Annotated in this window: 16 protein-coding genes and 3 tRNA genes; 17 read left to right on the forward strand and 2 right to left on the reverse strand. The window is 57.8% G+C overall.

The window, feature by feature from the left end; translation table 11 throughout:
* Positions 1-325 (reverse strand): transposase-like zinc-binding domain-containing protein (locus ADA16_RS11015; protein ID WP_422647617.1); only part of this gene is annotated, 325 nt, incomplete at its 3' end.
* A gap of 421 nt (positions 326-746) precedes the next feature.
* Between ADA16_RS11015 and ADA16_RS07465 the strand changes: the two genes are divergently transcribed.
* The 13 genes from ADA16_RS07465 to ADA16_RS07525 all read left to right on the forward strand — a co-directional run bounded on the left by ADA16_RS07465 (position 747) and on the right by ADA16_RS07525 (position 16,029).
* Positions 747-819 (forward strand) — tRNA-Thr (locus tag ADA16_RS07465).
* 39 nt (positions 820-858) lie between these two features.
* Positions 859-932: transfer RNA gene (locus tag ADA16_RS07470), tRNA-Met, on the forward strand.
* 103 nt (positions 933-1,035) lie between these two features.
* Positions 1,036-1,108 (forward strand) — tRNA-Trp (locus tag ADA16_RS07475).
* Positions 1,109-1,576: 468 nt separating this feature from the next.
* Positions 1,577-1,885 carry a preprotein translocase subunit SecE gene (secE, locus tag ADA16_RS07480; protein WP_048760585.1) on the forward strand — a complete coding sequence of 103 codons (309 nt, stop codon included), beginning with the start codon at positions 1,577-1,579 and terminating at the stop codon, positions 1,883-1,885.
* A gap of 191 nt (positions 1,886-2,076) precedes the next feature.
* Positions 2,077-2,952, forward strand: coding sequence for a transcription termination/antitermination protein NusG (gene nusG / locus ADA16_RS07485; protein WP_048760586.1), 876 nt, complete (start codon positions 2,077-2,079; stop codon positions 2,950-2,952).
* 305 nt (positions 2,953-3,257) lie between these two features.
* Positions 3,258-3,695 carry a 50S ribosomal protein L11 gene (gene rplK / locus ADA16_RS07490; RefSeq protein ID WP_048760588.1) on the forward strand — a complete coding sequence of 146 codons (438 nt, stop codon included), beginning with the start codon at positions 3,258-3,260 and terminating at the stop codon, positions 3,693-3,695.
* Between the two features lie 104 nt (positions 3,696-3,799).
* The gene (gene rplA / locus ADA16_RS07495; protein ID WP_048760590.1) at positions 3,800-4,504 is read left to right on the forward strand and encodes a 50S ribosomal protein L1; all 705 of its coding nucleotides are present in this window, start codon (positions 3,800-3,802) and stop codon (positions 4,502-4,504) included.
* Between the two features lie 253 nt (positions 4,505-4,757).
* Positions 4,758-5,390 carry a hypothetical protein gene (locus ADA16_RS07500; protein ID WP_048760592.1) on the forward strand — a complete coding sequence of 211 codons (633 nt, stop codon included), beginning with the start codon at positions 4,758-4,760 and terminating at the stop codon, positions 5,388-5,390.
* Positions 5,391-5,778: 388 nt separating this feature from the next.
* A complete protein-coding gene (rplJ, locus tag ADA16_RS07505; RefSeq protein ID WP_048760594.1) occupies positions 5,779-6,291 on the forward strand; it encodes a 50S ribosomal protein L10 in 513 nt (170 codons plus the stop codon).
* A 124-nt stretch (positions 6,292-6,415) separates the two neighbouring features.
* A complete protein-coding gene (gene rplL, locus ADA16_RS07510; protein WP_048760596.1) occupies positions 6,416-6,799 on the forward strand; it encodes a 50S ribosomal protein L7/L12 in 384 nt (127 codons plus the stop codon).
* 220 nt (positions 6,800-7,019) lie between these two features.
* Positions 7,020-7,985 carry a DUF3068 domain-containing protein gene (locus tag ADA16_RS07515; RefSeq protein ID WP_048760598.1) on the forward strand — a complete coding sequence of 322 codons (966 nt, stop codon included), beginning with the start codon at positions 7,020-7,022 and terminating at the stop codon, positions 7,983-7,985.
* 435 nt (positions 7,986-8,420) lie between these two features.
* Entirely contained in the window at positions 8,421-11,909 is a 3,489-nt protein-coding gene (locus ADA16_RS07520) for a DNA-directed RNA polymerase subunit beta (RefSeq protein WP_048760599.1), read from the forward strand.
* Between the two features lie 148 nt (positions 11,910-12,057).
* Complete coding sequence (locus tag ADA16_RS07525) at positions 12,058-16,029, forward strand: DNA-directed RNA polymerase subunit beta' (RefSeq protein ID WP_048760602.1); 3,972 nt, start codon at positions 12,058-12,060, stop codon at positions 16,027-16,029.
* A 238-nt stretch (positions 16,030-16,267) separates the two neighbouring features.
* Here the strand turns inward: ADA16_RS07525 and ADA16_RS07530 are convergent, their stop codons facing one another.
* Positions 16,268-16,915, reverse strand: a complete 648-nt coding sequence (locus tag ADA16_RS07530; RefSeq protein WP_048760604.1) for an SDR family oxidoreductase — start codon at positions 16,913-16,915, stop codon at positions 16,268-16,270.
* Positions 16,916-17,210: 295 nt separating this feature from the next.
* Between ADA16_RS07530 and ADA16_RS07535 the strand changes: the two genes are divergently transcribed.
* The 4 genes from ADA16_RS07535 (at position 17,211) to rpsG (ending at position 21,379) form a co-directional block, all read left to right on the forward strand.
* Positions 17,211-18,749 carry an FAD-binding oxidoreductase gene (locus ADA16_RS07535; protein ID WP_048760605.1) on the forward strand — a complete coding sequence of 513 codons (1,539 nt, stop codon included), beginning with the start codon at positions 17,211-17,213 and terminating at the stop codon, positions 18,747-18,749.
* 91 nt (positions 18,750-18,840) lie between these two features.
* A complete protein-coding gene (locus ADA16_RS07540) occupies positions 18,841-20,145 on the forward strand; it encodes a class I SAM-dependent methyltransferase (protein WP_048760608.1) in 1,305 nt (434 codons plus the stop codon).
* Positions 20,146-20,533: 388 nt separating this feature from the next.
* On the forward strand, positions 20,534-20,905 hold the full coding sequence (gene rpsL / locus ADA16_RS07545) for a 30S ribosomal protein S12 (RefSeq protein ID WP_005509887.1): 372 nt from the start codon (positions 20,534-20,536) through the stop codon (positions 20,903-20,905).
* A 3-nt stretch (positions 20,906-20,908) separates the two neighbouring features.
* A complete protein-coding gene (rpsG, locus tag ADA16_RS07550; protein WP_048760610.1) occupies positions 20,909-21,379 on the forward strand; it encodes a 30S ribosomal protein S7 in 471 nt (156 codons plus the stop codon).
* Positions 21,380-21,468 lie beyond the last annotated feature (89 nt).

Below are 21,468 nucleotides of genomic sequence, written 5' to 3' on the forward strand. Positions count from 1 at the left end.
TGCCGTCGATGAAGATTTGGTCGTAGATGCGGTTGGGGTCTGGGGTATTGGGCACATCGATAAGCCACAACGAGGTGAACCGGCGGTCGAGCGTGCGCCGGGAGACGTTCAAGGTGTTGGCCACGTCGGTTAAAGAAGCAGTGCCGGTGACGTAGGCGTGAAACGCTTTGAAATCCCGGGTGTGGGTCTGATCGGGGCGGTGGCGTGTGGTGGAGGTTCCGCAGTCAGGGTTTTTACACCTCCATCTGGTTGTCCCTTTGGTTGTGGTGCCGTTTTTCTTCATTTGCCCAGCGCATACGGGGCATCGGGGTCTGTTATGAGTCACCCGGAAAGACAACCAAGACCCTGCTACCACATGCGGGTGCCATTCCGATGGATTGAACAAGAAACGGGCTTGAATAAGGTCTAGGACCCTATTCAAGCCTGTTTTATGCGTCCTGATCAGTAGATATCCTGAAAATCAGACACACTTTTTGTCACTTAACCCGGTTCGGGCTAGGGGCGGCCACCCATCGATGAGCTATTCACTTATGGTTCCGCTGAGGCTCATCGATAAGTGAATAGATCATCCATAAGTGCGAGCCAAAATGTCGGCAGACGTGACAAGAAATACCGCTGCCTACCTGCTGATTTGTGCTTAGCGGTGATTTCGGGTTAATCTTTGCAAGGCTTCACGGAGAGCACAGAGCGAAACGAACGGTCAATTATTGGCCCGCAGTTACGTGCTGAGTTCAACGGATGCTGATGCCCCCTTAGCTCAGTCGGCAGAGCGTTTCCATGGTAAGGAAAAGGTCGACAGTTCGATTCTGTCAGGGGGCTCTGTTCTTTTATACGGACTTATGTCCGGTAGAGAATAGGGGCGATGTAGCTCAGATGGTGAGAGCGCACGACTCATAATCGTGAGGTCGGGGGTTCGATCCCCCCCATCGCTACTACGGACAGTGATGTTCGTCGAACCCCGCCTTGATAACGCTGCAATGCAGTAAGGTGGGACATTGTCAGCTAAGGACTGGAAAGTTCTTTTGCTGGTGGTGAAGGGGCGTGGCTCAATTGGTAGAGCAGCGGTCTCCAAAACCGCAGGTTGCAGGTTCGAGTCCTGTCGCCCCTGCAAGTACCCGTCATCCAAGGCGTATGAAAATGCGGCTGGGTGGCGGGTTTTTCGTTTATGTTCGGCGGCGATGGGCCAATGCGAGTTACTGACTGCGGTTATGACAAAAATCGCCCGAAAAATGGCCTGAAAGTGTCATAAACTCGCACAGTTTCACATCTGCAGCCCAAGCTTGTAGCTCGAGCTTGCAGGCCGAGCTAGGGCGAAGGAGCAGTGAAGTGGCCGTCAGGGAGTATCGCCGCAAGGCCAACAGTGGAATCGAATCTCGAAGCCTGCGGTTCCCACGAGGGGCGTTTCTTCGATAAGGTGGATAACCGGCTAGAATTTACGCACTGAACCAGACTTGCTCTGCGCAGTGGGACTGAGCTTCGGAAGTCATCTCCGGAGTTCGTCCTTGAAGGATTCACGCTTGAGTTTCACTGTGCAGTATCTTTAGTTCTCATATGCACGAAGTAGCGAAGGAGCATCGTGGCTGAGGAAAACCAGACTTTCCAGGCAGCGGCTCGCCCGACCGGTAAGCGCCAGGCGACGGGCGCGCAGACCACCGTGGCGAAGAAGCCTGCGCGTGAGCAGGAGACCAACGAGCTTTCGACTCGTAACCCTGTGGTTTTCATCAAGCAGGTTGTTGACGAGCTGCGTAAGGTGATTTGGCCGACCGGCCGCCAGATGGTCACCTACAGCATCATCGTGATTCTGTTCCTGATTGCCATGATTGCTCTCGTGTGGGGCGTGGACACACTGGCCGGTCTGGGTGTCCGATCGGTGTTGGGCAAGTAATCGGTTATACTGTCTCGCAGTGATGCTTTTCATCCCGCCTCCGAGTTCCGGACGGCGGGATTATTCGTTAGCGCAGCTGGTGTCTGGCTGTGCGAAGTGATTGCGGATGGCATATTGGCTCTTAAGACTCTTTGAGTGAAGATGCCAATGTCGCGAACCGTTGATGTAGATACAAGAGGGGTTAGCACGACATGAACGATGGTCAGAATATTTTCTCCGACGCCCAGCCCGATGCCCAGTCCGCGGACGCTGCCGCAACTGAGCAGGATGTGCAGGACGCACAGGCTCAGGTAGAGACTCCGGCTGAGGACGCGGCCGCAGCTGACACTGCTGCAGCCGACACTGCTGCAGCCGATGCAGCTCCGGCTGAGGGGACCGCCGCTGACGCTGAGACGCAGGCAGCTGCCGACGCAGACGCTGAGTACCGTAAGCGCCTGCGCGAGTTCCAGCGTGAGCTCAAGCGTCGTCCGGGCGACTGGTACATCATCCAGTGCTACTCCGGCTACGAAAACAAGGTAAAGACCAACCTGGAGATGCGCGCCCAGACCATGGGTGTCGATGAGCAGATCCACGAAGTTATCGTTCCGGTTGAGGAAGTCGAAGAGCGCAAGGACGACGGCAAGAAGAAGATCGTCAAGCGCAAGCTGCTGCCGGGCTACGTTCTGGTCCGCATGAGCCTGGATGACCCGTCCTGGTCTGTCGTCCGCGACACCCCGGGTGTTACTTCCTTCGTCGGTAGCGAGGGGCAGCCGTCTAAGGTGAAGATTCGTGAGGTTGCTAAGTTCCTCATGCCGAAGGAGACCATCACTGCGGACGCCACTGAAGATGCGGCAAACGCCGACGGCGAGCTGGCTGTCGCAGCTGCCCCACAGGCGGAGAAGAAGACTGTCGCCATCGACTACGAGGTCGGCGAGTCCGTCACAATTCTCTCCGGCCCGTTCGCATCCGTGGCTGCGACCATCTCCGAGATTGACCCGGACACCGGTCGTATGAAGGCTCTGGTTTCCATCTTCGGTCGTGAGACCCCGGTCGAGCTGGGTATCGACGAAGTCGAGAAGCTGAACTAAGCCAGGCGCCAAGCTAAGCGTCGAGCAAAGGCACCAGCTAGCTCTCTCGAGCAACCAATCCGGTAACGGATTTTGATGCACGCCATACGCTGCGGTAACGTAGCCAGGCGTGCATTTTTGTGCCTTGAGCACAGATGCGCCAAGTAATTCGTATCCCCGGTGGCTGGCACCAACTCGATGACCAGCGCCAGCGGCTTTTATGGTCGAGGGCGCAAGGGTCGTCGTAAAGCGTCGGCATCCGGACGGGGTGAGTCGCCTTTTCATCGGGGCGGCGTGCCCCGGTAACTAGGAAGTAGGTTAATCCGATGGCTCCGAAGAAGAAGCTTTCTGCGATTATTAAGCTGCAGATCCAGGCTGGTCAGGCTAACCCGGCTCCGCCGGTTGGTCCGGCACTGGGTGCCCATGGTGTCAACATCATGGAGTTCTGCAAGGCTTACAATGCAGCAACTGAGAACCAGCGTGGCAACGTTGTCCCGGTTGAGATTTCCGTCTACGAAGACCGCTCCTTCACCTTCGTTCTGAAGACCCCGCCGGCAGCTAAGCTGCTGCTGAAGGCCGCTGGCATTCAGAAGGGTTCGGGCGTTCCGCACACCGACAAGGTCGGTTCTGTGACCTGGGAGCAGTGCAAGGAAATCGCTGAGATGAAGAAGCCGGACCTGAACGCCAACGACATCGAGATGGGTGCACGCATCATCGCCGGTACCGCTCGCTCCATGGGCATCACCGTCGAGGGCGCTAAGTAAACCGTCAGCGTCTCGCTGCACACCCTCAATAAAGTGGTAGGGCCAGCTTCGGCCCGCTAAACACCACAATCCAACCATTTCACTTAATTGAGATTGGACTTTTCATGAGCAAGAACTCTAAGGCATACCGCGCCGCCGCCGAGAAGATCGACGCCGGCCGCATCTACTCTCCGCTCGAGGCCGCTAACCTGGCCAAGGAGACCTCCTCCAAGAACTACGACGCCACCATCGACGTCGCCATCCGCCTGGGCGTTGACCCGCGCAAGGCTGACCAGCTGGTTCGCGGCACTGTCTCCCTGCCGAACGGCACCGGTAAGACCGTCCGCGTTGTCGTCTTCGCCGCTGGCGAGAACGCCACCAAGGCTGAAGAGGCCGGCGCTGACTTCGTTGGCACCGACGAGCTGATCGAGAAGATCCAGGGCGGCTGGACCGACTTCGACGCTGCTATCGCAACCCCGGATCAGATGGCCAAGGTTGGTCGCGTGGCTCGTATCCTCGGCCCGCGTGGTCTCATGCCGAACCCGAAGACCGGCACCGTTACCCCGGATGTCGCCAAGGCTGTCACCGAGATCAAGGGCGGTAAGATTTCCTTCCGCGTTGACAAGGCTGCAAACCTGCAGGCTGTTATCGGTAAGGCTTCCTTCGACGCCGAGAAGCTGGCCGAGAACTACGGCGCGCTTATCGACGAGCTGATGCGTCTCAAGCCGTCCGCTGCTAAGGGCAAGTACCTGAAGAAGATCACCGTCTCCGCCACCAATGGCCCGGGTATCCCGGTTGACACCAGCGTGATCAAGGACTACACCGCCTAAATCAGCATGAGCCGATAGGCGAGTGAGCTCTTCGCAAGTCGCTTGAGAGTGACTCGGAGCAAAGCTCTTGAAAACCGCTGCCTCGCGCACTTTTCCGAGTGTGTGAGGCGGCGGTTTTGCATTCTCACAAGGGATATTGATGGCGCGGTGGGGCTGGGGGCGCGGCAGACGTCGTAAAGCGAATTGCTAATACTGACAATTAATCGAGCCGAAACGGACTCACGGCCAAAGTTTGTTGCTTAAAATCGCGACTATGACGTTAATTTTGGAACCCGAAGAAGGGCTGGAGGCGCTTGGCGAGATTAATCGCCTGGCGCAGCTCGACGACGGTTCCGGAATTATTGAACCGGAGCTCATTTCGTATCTGGACTCGTTGGGCGATGATGCCTATGACATGCCCTGCCTGCGCATCGCGGGACAAACCCTGCTGGGTGAGGTGCTGACGGGCCTGGGAGAGGACGAGCGCGTAACTGAGGTGCTTCGCCGCAATATCCAGGATTCCGTGGTGCGCCCGGGTATGACTGAGGAGGAAGCTCTACATGCCCGGGCAGCGCAGGTCGTCGTTGTGCGGCTGCTGCGCGTCATCGCACGGATGGAGGCCGTGGAGCTCCGCAATGTTGTGGCGCAGCAGTGCCTGGCCCCGGAGATCCCGCCGGTAGTACGTGTGGCTCTGTCGCTCACCGTGGATATTCTTGACGCCGCGCGGTTGGACGCGCATCCCGACGACATGGTGCGCGTAGTACTCGACTACGCCGACCAGGTGCTCTGGCTTGCCGACGAGGACCTGAATGCGTACTTTGCCGAGCTTGAGAGGATTGTGCAGCAACGCGAGAAGGACCTGGAGTTCGGCCGCTTTGGAGAGCCTGGTGCAGCGCGGTTCGGGTAGGCGATTTGGTTAATTGCCTGGGTCTGGTATAGAGTTTCTTCACGAAGTTTGACCGGCTTTCCATTCGGTACCAACATCGAGTTGGGACGATCGAGCTGGTACTCAAGTTTCACCGAAGACCGTCGGTCATTCGCTTTGAAAGAAGCGGATTGAAGGTTTCATTGTAGGAATACAGTGAGCGGCCCACGCAGGAGGACTTGGAAGCGCTAGCGCAGTTGCACTTCACTTGCCAGCCAAGGGGTTGGCGGAGTTGAGGCGGAACGTGCCTAAAGAATTGTGCGCCCCATCCTTGTGCGAGGATTGGGGCGTTTGTTGTATTTGCGCGAGAAGAATCCTTCATTTGGCCGAGCGGAAAATTGCAAAGACCAGGAAGGAGGCGAGAGTACACATGGCAGTAAATGCTGAGAAGATTGCAGCTGTTGCAGCACTGAAGCAGGACGTCGAAGAGTCCAACGCTATCGTGCTGACTGAGTACCGCGGCCTGTCCGTTGCGGAAATCACGGAACTGCGTCGCGCCCTCGGTGCTGATGTTAAGTACTCCGTCGCCAAGAACACCATGATCAAGATCGCTGCCGACGAGGCAGGGATTGAGGGTCTTGATGAGCACCTGAACGGCCCGACTGCAGTCGCCTTCATCAAGGGCGAGGCTGTGGATGCGGCTAAGGCGATTAAGAAGTTCGCCGGTGACAACAAGAACCTCGTGATCAAGGGCGGCTACATGGACGGTGCTGCAATGGATGCAGCACAGTTCGAGGCTCTTGCGGATATGGATAACCGTGAGACCACGCTGGCAAAGCTGGCTGGTGCCTTCAACGGCGTTCTGGCGAACGTCGCTGGCCTGCTCGATGCTCCGACCTCCTCGGTTGCCCGCCTTGCTGCGGCACTCGAGGAAAAGAAGTAATCCCGAGCGGCTCGCGAACTACGCGAACTAAATCACGCGAAAAACTTTTAAATATCACTTTGACGGCTTCGACCCCAGGGATCTCTGAGGGGAGCAGCCGCACCACACTCATAGGAGAATATCCATGGCTAAGTACACCACTGAGGAACTGCTCGAGGCTTTCAAGGAAATGACCCTCGTTGAGCTCACCGAGTTCAAGAAGGCTTTCGAGGAAGAGTTCGACGTTACCGCTGCTGCTCCGGTTGCAGTTGCTGCTGCAGGCGCTGCTGGCGGCGAGGCTGCTGCTGAGGAGAAGGACGAGTTCGACGTCGTCCTCGAGGACGCTGGCGCTAAGAAGATTGGCGTTATTAAGGCTGTCCGCGAGATCGTCTCCGGCCTGGGCCTGAAGGAGGCTAAGGAGATGGTTGAGTCCGCTCCGAAGGCTGTCCTGGAGGGTGCTTCCAAGGACGACGCTGAGGCTGCAAAGGCCAAGCTGGAAGAGGCTGGCGCAAAGGTCTCCCTCAAGTAATTCAGTTACTTGCTTCGGCCCCGGTAGTGGCCTAAAGCTACCAATTCTTACCGCCAATTCTGGGTTTCGTCCTCGGGGTTGGCGGTATTTCTGTTATTGGGTGTCGCGGGCCCTTCAGCCCGCCGGTAAACCTCAATAATCCCGCCTGTCACAGGAAACTAAAACAAAACCAGCCCACTCATTAACTTGATTAAGCTGATTGGCCTGTAAAGTATCTACCATGCTCTCACGGCCGAGAATTCTGTCTATCCTTCTGCTGGGTCTAGGCACCGCATTGCTTGCAGCTGGCATCCTGCTGCCCAAGGTGCTCAATGTTGATCCCAAAATGCCACTTGACCTGCCGCCGGTGTCGTACACGCTGCGCGCGGAAGATGGCGTGTCCACAAGGATTACTGAAGAGGGCAAGCGGGAAGAGGTTCATTCTCCGCTGCAGCGACAACTCCACGGCGTGCTTATTGAACCCGCCGATGAAGAGAAGGTTTCACTTCGCGTTGGCGTGACTGAAATGCGGGAGCTTCCCCCTGAGGTTGTGGGCACTGACCCGCTGACCGAGCTCATCGAGGCCAATATCTGGACAGTGACCATCGACCGACTCACTGGCGAGGCGCTGGCTCCTGCAACGCTCGTTGACCGCATGGCCGGCGTTCCGCGGTCGGTGGCTTTCGAGGGGAATTGGGTGAAGCTTCCAGCCGACACGGAAGAAAAGGAATACCTGGTCTTTGATGACTTCCTTCACGATTCCGTACCGGCAAAGTTTGTTGGGGAAGAGGAGCGCGGTGGCAACCGCATTCTGCACTTCCGTCAGGATATTGAGAAGACGAATCTCGCCCAGAAGTACCGTTCTTACGTTTCTCAGCTAACCCAGGATGAGAAGTCGGGCTTCTTGCAGTACGAAGGCACCCGTGATTTGTGGGTCGAGCCGAAGTCAGGCTCGGTCATCGACATGGCCGAGGACATCCACCTTTGGTGGGAGACCCGCGACGGAGAGCCAATCATGGACTATCTGCGCTTCAATGGCAAGATGGACGAAGGCCTTTCCAATCAGCTTCTCTTCGGCGCGCTACAGAATTTCCAGCGCCCAGCGCTGGAGCCCTGGTCGATTGGTCTCATTACGTCTGGTTCGATCCTGGTGTTCATCGCAATCGTGGGTATCGTGCGTCCCTCGACCCGTCGTAAAGCAGAGTAACGCTTTACGACGGTCATAGCACCCAGACCTCATTGTTTACGGCGGTGGCGGAAGAATGCGACACGCCAGATTTGTCAAGTTGTACTAGACAACTTCCAGTTTTTGATATAGGCTAAATCGTTGCGCTGGAATTAGTGTATCTGTCGCCAGCTCTTTTATAGGTTGCGCGCGGGGCTCGGGGCTATTATGTAGCACCGTTTTTCGTGCATCTAGCTGTTAAAAGAGTTGCCGCGGCGCCGCTATTGGGGCTCGAGGGCTCGCCTTTTAAAGGCTGGTTTTGGAGGCCGAGTGGCGGGGGAATCACTTTCGTGTGTGACCAAAGGTTAGACGCAAAGTATCCCGGTGCGCAACAGAAATAATTCCTGCAACTTGAATCGCGTATAAACCAAGCGGGCGGGGCGCACCACCGGTTGCCGGTGTGCTCCACCGCGTGAGGTGCTGGAAGGACGCATCTTGGCAGTCTCCCGCCAGACCAAGGCAGTAACCGGTATTCCCGGAGCTTCGAAGAGGTACTCGTTTGCAAAGATTCAGGAGCCGATTGCGGTTCCTGGTCTGCTCGACCTGCAGCGTGAGTCTTTTGCATGGCTCATTGGCACGCCTGAGTGGCGCGCCCGTCGCCAGGAGGAGCTCGGAGAAGACGCTCGGGTTACCAGCGGTCTCGAAGATATTCTAGAAGAGCTCTCTCCGATCGAGGACTACTCCCAGAAGATGTCCCTGACGCTGTCGGACCCATGGTTCGACTCCGTTAAGAACACCGTGGATGAGTCCAAGGATAAGGACATCAACTACTCGGCTCCCCTCTACGTCACCGCGGAGTTCACCAACCGCGAGACCGGTGAGATCAAGAGCCAGACTGTCTTCATCGGTGACTTCCCGATGATGACGGACAAGGGTACGTTCATCGTCAACGGAACTGAGCGTGTCGTTGTTTCTCAGCTGGTGCGCTCTCCGGGCGTCTACTTCGATGAGACCATCGACAAGTCCACCGAGCGCCCGCTGCACTCGGTGAAGATTATTCCGTCGCGTGGTGCGTGGCTGGAGTTCGACGTCGACAAGCGGGACACCGTCGGCGTTCGTATCGACCGTAAGCGTCGCCAGCCGGTCACGGTTCTGCTGAAGGCTTTCGGCTGGACCACTGAGGAGATCAAGGAGCGCTTCGGCTTCTCCGAGATTATGATGGCCACCCTGGAAAAGGACGGCGTGGCAAACACTGACGAGGCTCTGCTGGAGATCTACCGCAAGCAGCGCCCGGGTGAGCCGCCGACGCGCGAGTCCGCGCTGGCTCTGTTGGAGAACAACTTCTTCAAGCCGAAGCGCTACGACCTGGCTAAGGTCGGTCGCTACAAGGCCAACCGCAAGCTGGGCCTGGGCGCTGACGCCTCCGGTGAGATGGTTCTGACCGAGCAGGATATTGCTACCACCATTGAATACCTTGTGCGCCTGCACGACGGCGAGAAGGTAATGACCTCGCCGGAAGGCGTCGAGATCCCGGTTGAGACCGACGATATCGACCACTTCGGTAACCGTCGTCTGCGTACCGTAGGCGAGCTGATCCAGAACCAGGTCCGCGTGGGTCTGTCCCGCATGGAGCGCGTGGTTCGTGAGCGCATGACCACTCAGGACGTGGAGTCGATCCAGCCGACCACCCTGATTAACGTGCGTCCGGTCTCCGCGGCTATCCGTGAGTTCTTCGGTACTTCCCAGCTGTCCCAGTTCATGGACCAGAACAATTCGCTGTCGGGCCTGACCCACAAGCGTCGTCTGTCCGCACTGGGCCCGGGTGGTCTAACCCGTGACCGTGCTGGTCTTGAGGTTCGAGACGTGCACCCGTCGCACTACGGCCGTATGTGCCCAATTGAGACCCCAGAGGGGCCGAACATTGGACTTATCGGTTCGCTGTCCTGCTACGCACGCGTGAACCCGTTCGGCTTCATTGAGACTCCGTACCGTCGCGTCCGCGATGGTGTCATCACCGACGAGGTTGACTACCTCACGGCTGATGAGGAAGACCGCTACGTCGTCGCACAGGCAAACACCCCAATCGACGAGAACGGCCACTTCGTTCAGGAGACCCTGTCTGTTCGTAAGAAGGGTGGTGACGTCGAGTCCGTCCGCGCCGATGAGGTCGATTACCTCGATGTTTCCCCGCGTCAGATGGTCTCTGTGGCTACCGCCATGATTCCGTTCCTCGAGCACGACGATGCTAACCGTGCTCTGATGGGCGCGAACATGCAGCGCCAGGCTGTGCCGCTGCTGCGTTCGGAGGCTCCATTCGTCGGTACCGGTATGGAGCAGCGTGCTGCTTACGACGCCGGCGACGTCATTGTCGCTTCGGCATCTGGTGTTGTTGAGACCGTGTCGGCTGACTTCATCACCATCATGGATGATGAGGGTCAGCGCCACACCTTCCTGCTGCGCAAGTTCGAGCGCACCAACCAGGGCACCTGCTACAACCAGAAGCCACTGGTTGACGAGGGTCAGCGCGTTGAGGCCGGCCAGGTCATCGCTGACGGTCCGGGTACCGATAACGGTGAAATGGCACTGGGTAAGAACTTGCTCGTGGCATTCATGCCGTGGGAAGGCCACAACTACGAGGACGCCATCATCCTGAACCAGCGAATGGTTGAGGAAGACATCCTGACCTCGATTCACATCGAGGAACACGAGATTGATGCCCGAGACACCAAGCTGGGTCCGGAGGAAATCACCCGGGACATCCCGAACGCATCCGAGGAGATGCTGAAGGATCTGGATGACCGCGGTATCGTCCGCATCGGTGCCGACGTTCGTGACGGTGACATCCTGGTCGCCAAGACCACCCCGAAGGGCGAGACTGAGCTGACTCCGGAGGAGCGCCTGCTGCGCGCTATCTTCGGTGAGAAGTCCCGTGAGGTCCGTGACACCTCCATGCGCGTTCCGCACGGTGAGTCCGGCAAGGTCATCGGCGTCCGCGTCTTCTCTCGTGAAGACGATGACGACTTGGCACCGGGTGTCAACGAGATGGTCCGCGTCTATGTTGCGCAGAAGCGCAAGATCCAGGACGGCGACAAGATGGCAGGTCGCCACGGTAACAAGGGTGTTATCGGCAAGATCCTGCCGCAGGAGGACATGCCGTTCCTGCCGGACGGCACCCCAGTTGACATCCTTCTGAACACCCACGGTGTTCCGCGTCGTATGAACATCGGCCAGGTTCTCGAGGTTCACCTCGGCTGGCTGGCGAAGGCCGGCTGGAGCATTGAGGGGGACCCGGATTGGGCTAAGCGCCTTCCGGCCGACCTGCACGACGTTCCGTCCGACTCCCTGGTTGCAACCCCGGTGTTCGACGGTGCTGAGAACGAGGAGCTCGCTGGTCTGCTCGAGTCGTCCCGCCCGAACCGTGATGGTGAGGTGCTGGTCAACGCGGACGGTAAGGCCACGCTGTTCGACGGCCGCTCTGGCGAGAAGTTCCCGTTCCCGGTCTCGGTGGGCTACATGTACATGCTGAAGCTGCACCACCTGGTCGACGAGAAGATTCACGCTCGTTCCACTGGCCCGTACTCCATGATTACCCAGCAGCCGCTGGGTGGTAAGGCACAGTTCGGTGGTCAGCGCTTCGGTGAGATGGAGGTGTGGGCAATGCAGGCATACGGCGCTGCCTACACCCTGCAGGAGCTTCTTACCATCAAGTCCGATGACGTGGTTGGCCGTGTCAAGGTCTACGAGGCAATTGTGAAGGGCGACAACATTCCGGATCCGGGTATTCCGGAGTCGTTCAAGGTGCTTCTGAAGGAACTGCAGTCGCTCTGCCTGAACGTTGAGGTCCTTTCGGCCGATGGCGTTCCGGTTGAGTTGGGCTCCTCTGATGATGAGGAACTCGACCACGCGACCGCTTCCCTCGGCATTAACCTGTCCCGCGATGAGCGTTCCGACGCTGACTCCGCATAGTTTCGCGCTTAACGACGAAACATTGCGTGAGTATCAGGGTCGGGAAGCCCTAACTCGCGAATAACCCAACACAGACGACAACGTACAAAAACCTCCGCAGAGAATTTGGTTTCCGCATTACTTCGATGCGGAGGGAAAGGGAAAACAGGTGCTCGACGTCAACAACTTTGACGAGCTCCGGATTGGGCTCGCTACCGCCGACGACATCCGCCGCTGGTCTCGCGGTGAGGTCAAGAAGCCCGAGACGATTAACTACCGTACGCTGAAGCCGGAAAAGGATGGCCTTTTCTGTGAGCGTATCTTCGGCCCGACCCGCGACTGGGAGTGTGCTTGTGGTAAGTACAAGCGCGTTCGCTTCAAGGGCATCATCTGTGAACGCTGTGGCGTTGAGGTGACCAAGTCGAAGGTTCGCCGTGAGCGCATGGGCCACATTGAGCTGGCCGCTCCGGTCACTCACATCTGGTACTTCAAGGGTGTACCGTCCCGCCTCGGCTACCTGCTCGACCTGGCTCCGAAGGATCTGGAAAAGATCATCTACTTCGCTGCCAACATCATCACCTCCGTGGATGAAGAGGCTCGCCACAACGACCAGGAAACCCTCGAAGCAGACATGCTCGTGGACAAGAAGCTGGTTGAGGACGATCGCGACCAGGAACTGGCCGAGCGTGCCCAGACCCTGGAAGAGGATCTGGCTGAGCTCGAGGCAGCCGGCGCCAAGGCTGATGCCCGCAAGAAGGTTCAGTCTGCAGCCGAGCGCGAAATGCGCCACATCCGTGAGCGTGCCCAGCGCGAGCTGGATCGTCTCGACGAGATTTGGAACACCTTCGTTAAGCTCGAGCCGAAGCAGATGATTATCGACGAGGGCATTTACACCGAGCTCGTCGACCGCTACGAGGACTACTTCACCGGCGGTATGGGCGCTGAGGCTATTCAGACCCTGATCCGCAACTTCGACCTGGCCAAGGAGGCCGAGGAGCTGCGCGAGATCATTCGCGACGGCAAGGGTCAGAAGAAGATGCGTGCCCTCAAGCGCCTGAAGGTTGTCACTGCATTCCTGCAGTCCGGCAACGATCCGGCCGCTATGGTTCTCGACTGCATCCCGGTGATTCCGCCGGAGCTGCGCCCGATGGTGCAGCTCGACGGTGGTCGCTTTGCGACCTCCGACTTGAACGACCTCTACCGTCGTGTCATCAACCGCAACAACCGTCTGAAGCGGATGATTGACCTCGGCGCTCCGGAGATTATCGTCAACAACGAGAAGCGCATGCTTCAGGAGTCCGTTGACGCACTGTTCGACAACGGTCGTCGCGGCCGTCCGGTCACTGGCCCGGGTAACCGCCCGCTGAAGTCCCTGAGCGACCTGCTCAAGGGTAAGCAGGGTCGTTTCCGTCAGAACCTGCTGGGTAAGCGTGTCGACTACTCTGGCCGTTCGGTTATTATCGTCGGCCCGCAGCTGAAGCTGCACCAGTGTGGTCTGCCGAAGCTGATGGCGCTCGAGCTGTTCAAGCCGTTCGTGATGAAGGAGCTCGTGGCCAAGAGCTACGCGCAGAACATCAAGAGCGCAAAGCGTATGGTTGAGCGTCAGCGTCCAGAGGTGTGGGACGTCCTCGAAGACGTCATTACCGGACACCCGGTGCTGCTGAACCGTGCACCTACGCTGCACCGCCTGGGTATTCAGGCCTTCGAGCCAGTGCTGGTTGAGGGTAAGGCTATTCAGCTGCACCCGCTGGCATGTGAAGCTTTCAACGCCGACTTCGACGGTGACCAGATGGCAGTTCACCTGCCACTGTCCGCAGAAGCACAGGCTGAGGCTCGCGTGCTGATGCTGTCCTCGAACAACATTCTGTCGCCGGCATCCGGTAAGCCGCTGGCTATGCCGCGTCTGGATATGGTCACGGGCCTGTACTTCCTGACGCTGGAGAAGCCGGAGCTTCCGGGTGGCCACCAGGATGCCACCGAAGACGCTCCGGAGCAGGGTATTTACACCAGCCCGGCCGAGGCCATCATGGCTTACGACCGCGGTGCAATCGGTCTGCAGAGCCCAATCAAGGTGCGCATCAGCCACCTGCGTCCACCGGCCGAAATTGAGGCTGAGCAGTTCGCGGACGGTTGGAACAAGGGTGACACCTGGCTGGCTTCGACCACCCTGGGTCGCGTCATGTTCAATGAGCTGCTGCCGTGGAATTACCCATACGTCGAAGGCGTTATGGCTAAGAAGCCGCAGGCTGCGATCATCAACGACTTGGCTGCCAAGTACCCGATGATTACGGTCGCTCAGACCGTCGACAAGCTCAAGGATGCTGGCTTCTACTGGGCTACCCGTTCTGGTGTCACCATTGCTATGTCTGACGTGCTGGTTCTTCCGAACAAGCGTGAGATCCTGAATGGCTACGAAGAGAAGGCTGCCACGGTGGAGAAGAAGTTCCGCCGCGGTAAGCTCTCGGCTGCTGAGCGTCACGAGTCGCTGGTGAACCTGTGGAAGGCCGCGACGGCTGAGGTCGGTGAAAAGGTCGAGGCTCTGTACCCGGATGACAACCCGATTCCGATGATTGTGAAGTCGGGTGCTGCCGGTAACATGGGCCAGATTCACTCGCTGGCCGGCATGAAGGGCATGGTTACCAACCCGCGTGGTGAGTACATCACCCGCCCAATTAAGACCTCCTTCCGCGAAGGCCTGTCCGTTCTCGAGTACTTCAACAACTCGCACGGTTCCCGTAAGGGTCTGGCCGATACCGCGCTTCGTACCGCTGACTCGGGTTACCTGACCCGTCGTCTGGTCGACGTTGCGCAGGACGTCATCGTTCGCGAAGAAGACTGTGGCACCCACGACGGTGTCGTTGTCGAGATTGGCGAGGATGTTCTGGACGCAACCGGCAACCCGACCGGTGAGATTCGTCGTGCGAAGTACGTCGAAACCGCTGCAATCGCTCGTGTGCTGGCAGCCGATGTCACCGACGCTGAGGGCAATGTCCTGATCGAGACTGACACCGACCTGAACGATGACCACATCACCCTGGCTCTGAGCCACGGTGTCAAGGAAGTTAAGGTCCGCTCGGTTCTGACCTGTTCCACCGCAACCGGTGTTTGTGCCAAGTGCTACGGTCGCTCGATGGCAACCGGCAAGCTGGTCGACATCGGAGAGGCTGTCGGTATTGTCGCCGCACAGTCCATTGGTGAGCCTGGTACCCAGCTGACCATGCGTACCTTCCACCAGGGTGGTGTCGGTGGCGACATTACCGGTGGTCTGCCGCGTGTCCAGGAGCTGTTCGAGGCCCGTGTGCCGAAGAACAAGGCTCCGCTGGTCCGCGAGAACGGCCGCGTGCGCCTGGAAGAGGACGAGCACTTCTACACGCTCACCCTCATCCCGGATGCAAACAGCGAGGACGAGGTTGTCTACGACAAGCTGTCCAAGCGTCAGGGGCTGGCTGAAATCACCGTCGATGGCCGTCGTCGTGCCATCCGCGATGGTGACCACCTGGTCAAGGGGCAGCAGCTGCTCAAGGGTGCTGCCGATCCGCACGAGGTCCTTGAAGTACTGGGCCGCCGTGGCGTCCAGCGTCACCTCATTGAGGAAGTCCAGTCGGTCTACCGTGACCAGGGTGTGGCCATTCACGACAAGCACATCGAGGTTATTGTCAGCCAGATGCTGCGTCGCGTGATTGTGTCCAAGCCGGGCGACTCCGACCTGCTGCCGGGTGCGCTGGTCGAGCGTTCCACGGTTATGGCCAAGAACCGAGAGATTGTTGCCTCTGGTGGCAGCGTCATCGAGGGTCGTCGTGTGCTGATGGGTATCACCAAGGCATCGCTGGCCACCGAGTCCTGGCTGTCCGCCGCCTCCTTCCAGGAGACAACGCGTGTGCTTACCGACGCCGCTATCAACAAGCGCTCGGATAAGCTCATCGGTCTGAAGGAGAACGTGATCATCGGTAAGCTGATCCCGGCTGGTACGGGTATCTCGCGCTACCGCAACATCACGGTTGAGCCGACTGAGGAAGCTGCCCGCCAGGCAGCCGCCCCATTCGCCTCCTTCGGTGAGGGTTTCTATGGCGCGGAGGACACCTACGGTATCGACCAGGTCGGTTCCGCAGTTCCGCTGGATGACATCGGAACCTTCGAGTAAAAATGAATAGCTTTGCGGCCGCGGCTGGGGAGCGGGAGAATTCCCCGGCTGCTGTCGGACAAAGCACCACGCCTGGCAGTTGGGGCTTAGTGCGCTAGCTGTCAGGTGGCAACCGGAAAAATCCTCCGGCACAGTAGTGGCTTACTAGCAGCTTGCTAGTTCGTCACGGTCGTGCCGGAGGATTTTGCTTTGTACGAAGTCGCTGGCAGTCCGTGGCTACACTGACCGCCGCAGCCGTTTACGCTTTTAGTGCCTCCGAAATCGGGGCGTTGCCCTCGTTGAAGTTGATCATCCGACCAACGGTGGCGTCGTTGAATACAGTCTGAGCGATGACGTTGGCGACGGTCGCGCGAGCGACCTTGCCTGCCTTAGTTGCAGCAGTGTCGATGGAATCCTGTCCCTTATCAAGGGTAAGCGTGCTTGGGCCGAGAATGGTCCATTCGAGGTCTGAGGCGCGCAGAGCTTCGTCGGCTGCGGCCTTGGATTCGGCATAGGCGAAGAAGCTGTGATCCTTTGGAACACCGTGATCCGGACCAGCGCCAAAGTAGGACACCATGACGTAGCGCTTAACGCCAGCCTTCTCGGCCGCACCGATTGAAGTAATAGCGGCATCGCGGTCGATAGCGTAAGTCCGTTCTGGCGAACCACCGCCAGCGCCGGCAGACCAAATTACGGCATCGTGACCGCTGAGTAGGTCTGCAAACTGCTCTGTCGAGAGATTGGTGATGTCGTAAACGGCTGGTGTGGCACCGAGAGCTTCGATATCGGGAACCTGGTCGGGGTTACGAATAACCGAAGTGACTTCGTAGCCTTCGTTGATAAGTAGGGGAGTAGCGATTTGTGCTACCTTGCCGTGGCCGCCAATGACAATAACCTTCTTAGACATGTCCCCACCTATACGCCGACAATGGGGTGTAGGCAATGAATCAGTATTCGCCCGCAGTGAACATGACGAAATTCTGTTTCATACCGCATTCGGTCGCCACCCCTTTTAAAGGGTAAGACGACTGGACACTAAGGCTACCCATAGCAAGTTATAGATATAGAGGTAAATCCCCTTTTCAGGCGATGAATTGCTCTCCACGGAGAACGGAAAGTTTGGTGACTTCCCACGAAGATGCGAAAAACTATTCGTCAACTTGCATAGAAGTCACCCAAGACCTGCGGTTACGGTAGCTTTCATGGCTCATCAACAGATTCCTGGTGTTGGCACTGTCCCTCGTCTAGCCGGAAAGCTCACTGCCGCGGCAGCGAAGCTGGCACCGGGGCGAGGAATTGACCAGGTCTGTGTTGAACCGGTGGGCTGGTATGCGCATGAGCAGGGCGTGCAGAAACTCCTGGAGAGTTTTCAATCTATTCCCGTCGATAAGCGAGTGCGGTTGGCGAAGCGAACATCGAACCTTTTTCGGACCCGCAGTGAAACCGATATCCCTGGCCTTGATGTCAGTGGTCTCGGTGGGGTAGTAGCCGTTGATCCTGTTGCAAAGACTGCGGATGTGCAGGGAATGTGCACGTACGAAGACTTGGTGGATGCCACCTTGCGCTATGAGCTCATGCCCTTTGTAATCCCTGAACTGAAGACGATTACGCTCGGCGGAGCTGTCACAGGCATGGGCGTAGAGTCCACAGCGTTTCGCAATGGTCTGCCGCATGAGTCGGTTCTGGAAATGGATATTCTGACCGGCACTGGCGAGATTGTGACCTGCTCTCGCACTGAGAATGTGGACCTGTTCCGTGGCTTTCCTAATTCGTATGGGTCGCTCGGATACGTCGTGAGACTGAAGATCGAACTGGAAGAGGTACTGCCGTACGTTGAACTCCGGCACGTGCGATGCCACTCCACAACAGAGGCGGCTGAAAACCTCGCAGCCGTTGTCGCCGAGAAGGAATACCAAGGCGAACCCGTTGATTTTCTTGATGGTGTGGCGTTTTCGCCGGAAGAAATCTACCTTGTGCTCGGCCGTAAGACGGAGGAAGAAGGTCCTGTCTCGGACTACACCCGGGACAAGGTTTACTACCGCTCGCTCCAGCATCCATCGGGAATTACCCGAGATCGTCTCACCATTCGCGATTACATCTGGCGCTGGGACGTTGACTGGTTCTGGTGCTCCAGGGCTTTTGGGACCCAGAATCCAACAGTGCGGGCTATGTGGCCGCGAGAGCTCAAGCGTTCGTCTTTCTATTGGAAGCTGGTTGGCCTCGATAAGAAATATGACCTTGAGAACAAGATGAAGGCTCGGAAGGGGCTGCCAGCTAACGAGCGCGTCGTTCAAGATATCGAAGTCACTGTCGACCGACTGGCTGAGTTTTTGGATTGGTTCTTCGAAGCTTGCGATATTCAGCCCGTGTGGATGTGCCCAATCCACCTTCGGGAAGGTTCAGAGGATCTGATTGGTAGCGGTGACAAATTGGCCGATAGCGACAGCCCGTGGCCCCTCTATCCGCTTGATCCCGAGACCACCTGGGTCAACGTGGGGTTCTGGTCAGCAGTGCCAATCAATTTGGTGCCCGGCGATTCGCGTCCCGGTGCCTTTAACCGGGTCATCGAGGAAAAGGTCAGTGAATTGGGTGGTCATAAGTCACTGTATTCCGAAGCTTTCTACTCTTCGGAGCAGTTTGAAGAGCTCTATGGAGGCGGTCTGCCCGACGAGCTCAAGGAAATCTACGATCCCAACTCGCGGTTCCCGCGCCTTTATGACAAGACCGTTGCTGGCGCTTAACTCAATCGCAGTGCCGAGTGTTTAACCCTGCGCTGACGTCTAAATCAAAAACAGATCACTTAGCCACATCTTTCACAGATAAGGACTCATCATGGCGTTTACTCCAATGACTGTTGCAGAGATCTTCGAGGCCTTCATCGATACTTCGGAAAAGCCACTGCCGCTGCGTTTGACTGCTTTCGACGGTTCGGCTGCAGGTCCGGCGGATGCGAAAGTTGGCATCAATGTACGCTCGCGCGACGCTTTGAATTACATCGTGACCCACCTGCGTGACGATGTCGGCTTTGGACGCGCATTCGTTACCGGTGAACTGGAACTGACCCGCGTGAGCCTCGGGCACCCCATCGAGGCCTTCGGGGCGTTGATGGACTTGCATGATCAATTCGAGGTTCCACCTGCTGCAACTTTGGCAAAGGTCGTCCGCTCGTTACGAGCGATGGGGCTGCCATATGTTCCTGAAATCCCGGAGATCGAGCGCACCGCATGGTGGAAGAAGCGCCTGCACAACGGTTTGGCTCGCCATTCTAAGGAACGCGACGCAGAGTCAATCTCTTCGCATTACGACGTGAGTAATGAATTTTATGAGTTCCTACTCGGCCCGTCGATGACGTACACCTGTGCGTACTATCCGAATGAAGACTCCACGCTTGAAGAGGCTCAAGAGAACAAGTATCGCCTGGTGTTCGATAAGTTGCGTCTGAAGGAAGGCGACCGGCTTCTCGACGTCGGCTGCGGTTGGGGTGGCATGGTCCTCTATGCAGCTAGGCGCGGAGTGAAGGCGATTGGTGTGACTCTCTCCGAACAGCAGGCAGAGTGGGCACAGGCAAAGATCAAGGAAGAAGGTCTCGAGGATCTGGCTGAGGTGCGCTTCCAGGATTACCGAGATGTCGCCGAGCAGAACTTCGATGCCATCTCTGCGATTGGCATCCTGGAGCATATTGGCGTTAAGAACTACCCGAGCTTCTTTGGTTTCCTTTACGGAAAGCTGAAGGAGGGCGGTTTGATGCTCAACCATTGCATTACTTACTGGGATAATCACCGCACCCGCAAGGGCACCTTCATTGATCGCTACATCTTCCCGGACGGCGAGCTCACTGGCGTTGGCACAATCATGCATGCCATGCAGGACCAGGGATTCGAGATGGTCGATCAGCAGAACCTTCGCTTTGACTATGCTCGCACTCTCAACGACTGGTGCGAAAACCTGGAGAACGACTGGGATAAGGCAGTTGAGCTCGTCGGGGAACAGACGGCGAAGTTGTGGGGCATGTACATGGCCGGCTCGGAATACAATTTCCGTGGCAACGCCATCCAGCTGCATCAGGTGCTAGGAGTCAAGTTGCTTCCTGACGGCTCCCGCGGCGATGTCCCCGAGCGACAGTGGTGGGAGGATTAGAGGCTCCAGTGGCGCAAGAGGTTATGGGGTGAGGCGCGCCGCGCCTTACGACGAAAATTTGGTCGCAAACCGGAGTTGCACTCAAAGTGGCTGAAATTTTTGCGCTGTTACCAGGGTGTTTGGAGTAAATCCGCAGCTCGCGTACTGTTATACAACGATCCCAGAAAAGAATTGGGAACTTGAAACATTACCCAGTAGGCCAGCGAGAGCGGCTGACTGGGTTTCGCACGTTCAAAATCCCTCCATTTCTCGCGTTCAGTCGATGGGCTCACCACTGGATGAGTAATAACTTTTCTTGTGATGTATTCACACGGAAGGTGGTTACTCCGCTGCGGTTGGCATCGGGCGTGAGAATCTCCAGCGAGGATTGAAGACAGAAAGAGGCTTCATGCCCACTATTCAGCAGCTGGTCCGCAAGGGCCGCCATGACAAGAAGGCTAAGGTTGCAACCGCAGCTCTGAAGGGTTCCCCTCAGCGCCGCGGCGTTTGCACCCGTGTTTACACCACCACCCCGAAGAAGCCGAACTCGGCTCTTCGTAAGGTCGCTCGTGTTCGCCTGACCTCCGGTATCGAGGTTTCGGCTTACATTCCGGGTGAGGGCCACAACCTGCAGGAGCACTCCATGGTGCTCGTTCGCGGTGGTCGTGTTAAGGACCTCCCGGGTGTCCGCTACAAGATCGTCCGTGGTTCCCTCGACACCCAGGGTGTCAAGGACCGCAAGCAGGCTCGTTCCCGCTACGGCGCAAAGAAGGAGAAGTAAGCCATGCCACGTAAGGGCCCAGTACAGAAGCGTCCTGTCGTCAACGACCCGGTCTACGGCTCCCCTCTGGTGTCGCAGCTGGTCAACAAGGTTCTGGTCGACGGTAAGAAGTCGACCGCAGAGCGCATCGTCTACGGTGCTCTCGAGCTGTGCGAAGAGAAGACCGGTACTGACCCGGTGCTGACTCTGAAGCGCGCTATCGAGAACGTCAAGCCGGCTCTCGAGGTTCGTTCCCGTCGTGTCGGTGGCGCCACCTACCAGGTTCCGGTCGAGGTTCGTCCGGGCCGCGGCACCACCCTCGCACTGCGCTGGCTGCTGATGTTCTCCCGTCAGCGCCGTGAGAACACCATGACCGAGCGTCTCGCTAACGAGATCCTCGATGCATCCAACGGCCTGGGTGCATCCGTCAAGCGTCGTGAGGACACTCACAAGATGGCGGAAGCAAACCGCGCATTCGCTCACTACCGCTGGTAATCGCTTATCGACGGGGGCCGCGAGTGGTCGCCGTCGTAAAGCAGCTGCCGGTATGGCAATGGCGCGCGTCGGTCGCGGTCCACAGATCT

Source organism: Corynebacterium vitaeruminis (assembly GCF_001054325.1).
Taxonomy (GTDB): Bacteria; Actinomycetota; Actinomycetes; order Mycobacteriales; family Mycobacteriaceae; genus Corynebacterium; species Corynebacterium vitaeruminis_A.

What these genes read in the sequence shown, in the direction of transcription:
- rpsG (WP_048760610.1), top strand. Translation starts at nt 20,909, where the DNA reads ATGCCACGTAAGGGCCCAGTACAGAAGCGTCCTGTCGTCAACGACCCG.
- ADA16_RS07535 (WP_048760605.1), top strand. Translation starts at nt 17,211, where the DNA reads ATGGCTCATCAACAGATTCCTGGTGTTGGCACTGTCCCTCGTCTAGCC.
- ADA16_RS07540 (WP_048760608.1), top strand. Translation starts at nt 18,841, where the DNA reads ATGGCGTTTACTCCAATGACTGTTGCAGAGATCTTCGAGGCCTTCATC.
- ADA16_RS07530 (WP_048760604.1), bottom strand. Translation starts at nt 16,915, where the DNA reads ATGTCTAAGAAGGTTATTGTCATTGGCGGCCACGGCAAGGTAGCACAA.
- rplL (WP_048760596.1), top strand. Translation starts at nt 6,416, where the DNA reads ATGGCTAAGTACACCACTGAGGAACTGCTCGAGGCTTTCAAGGAAATG.
- rpsL (WP_005509887.1), top strand. Translation starts at nt 20,534, where the DNA reads ATGCCCACTATTCAGCAGCTGGTCCGCAAGGGCCGCCATGACAAGAAG.
- ADA16_RS07515 (WP_048760598.1), top strand. Translation starts at nt 7,020, where the DNA reads ATGCTCTCACGGCCGAGAATTCTGTCTATCCTTCTGCTGGGTCTAGGC.
- ADA16_RS07500 (WP_048760592.1), top strand. Translation starts at nt 4,758, where the DNA reads ATGACGTTAATTTTGGAACCCGAAGAAGGGCTGGAGGCGCTTGGCGAG.
- rplK (WP_048760588.1), top strand. Translation starts at nt 3,258, where the DNA reads ATGGCTCCGAAGAAGAAGCTTTCTGCGATTATTAAGCTGCAGATCCAG.
- nusG (WP_048760586.1), top strand. Translation starts at nt 2,077, where the DNA reads ATGAACGATGGTCAGAATATTTTCTCCGACGCCCAGCCCGATGCCCAG.
- rplA (WP_048760590.1), top strand. Translation starts at nt 3,800, where the DNA reads ATGAGCAAGAACTCTAAGGCATACCGCGCCGCCGCCGAGAAGATCGAC.
- rplJ (WP_048760594.1), top strand. Translation starts at nt 5,779, where the DNA reads ATGGCAGTAAATGCTGAGAAGATTGCAGCTGTTGCAGCACTGAAGCAG.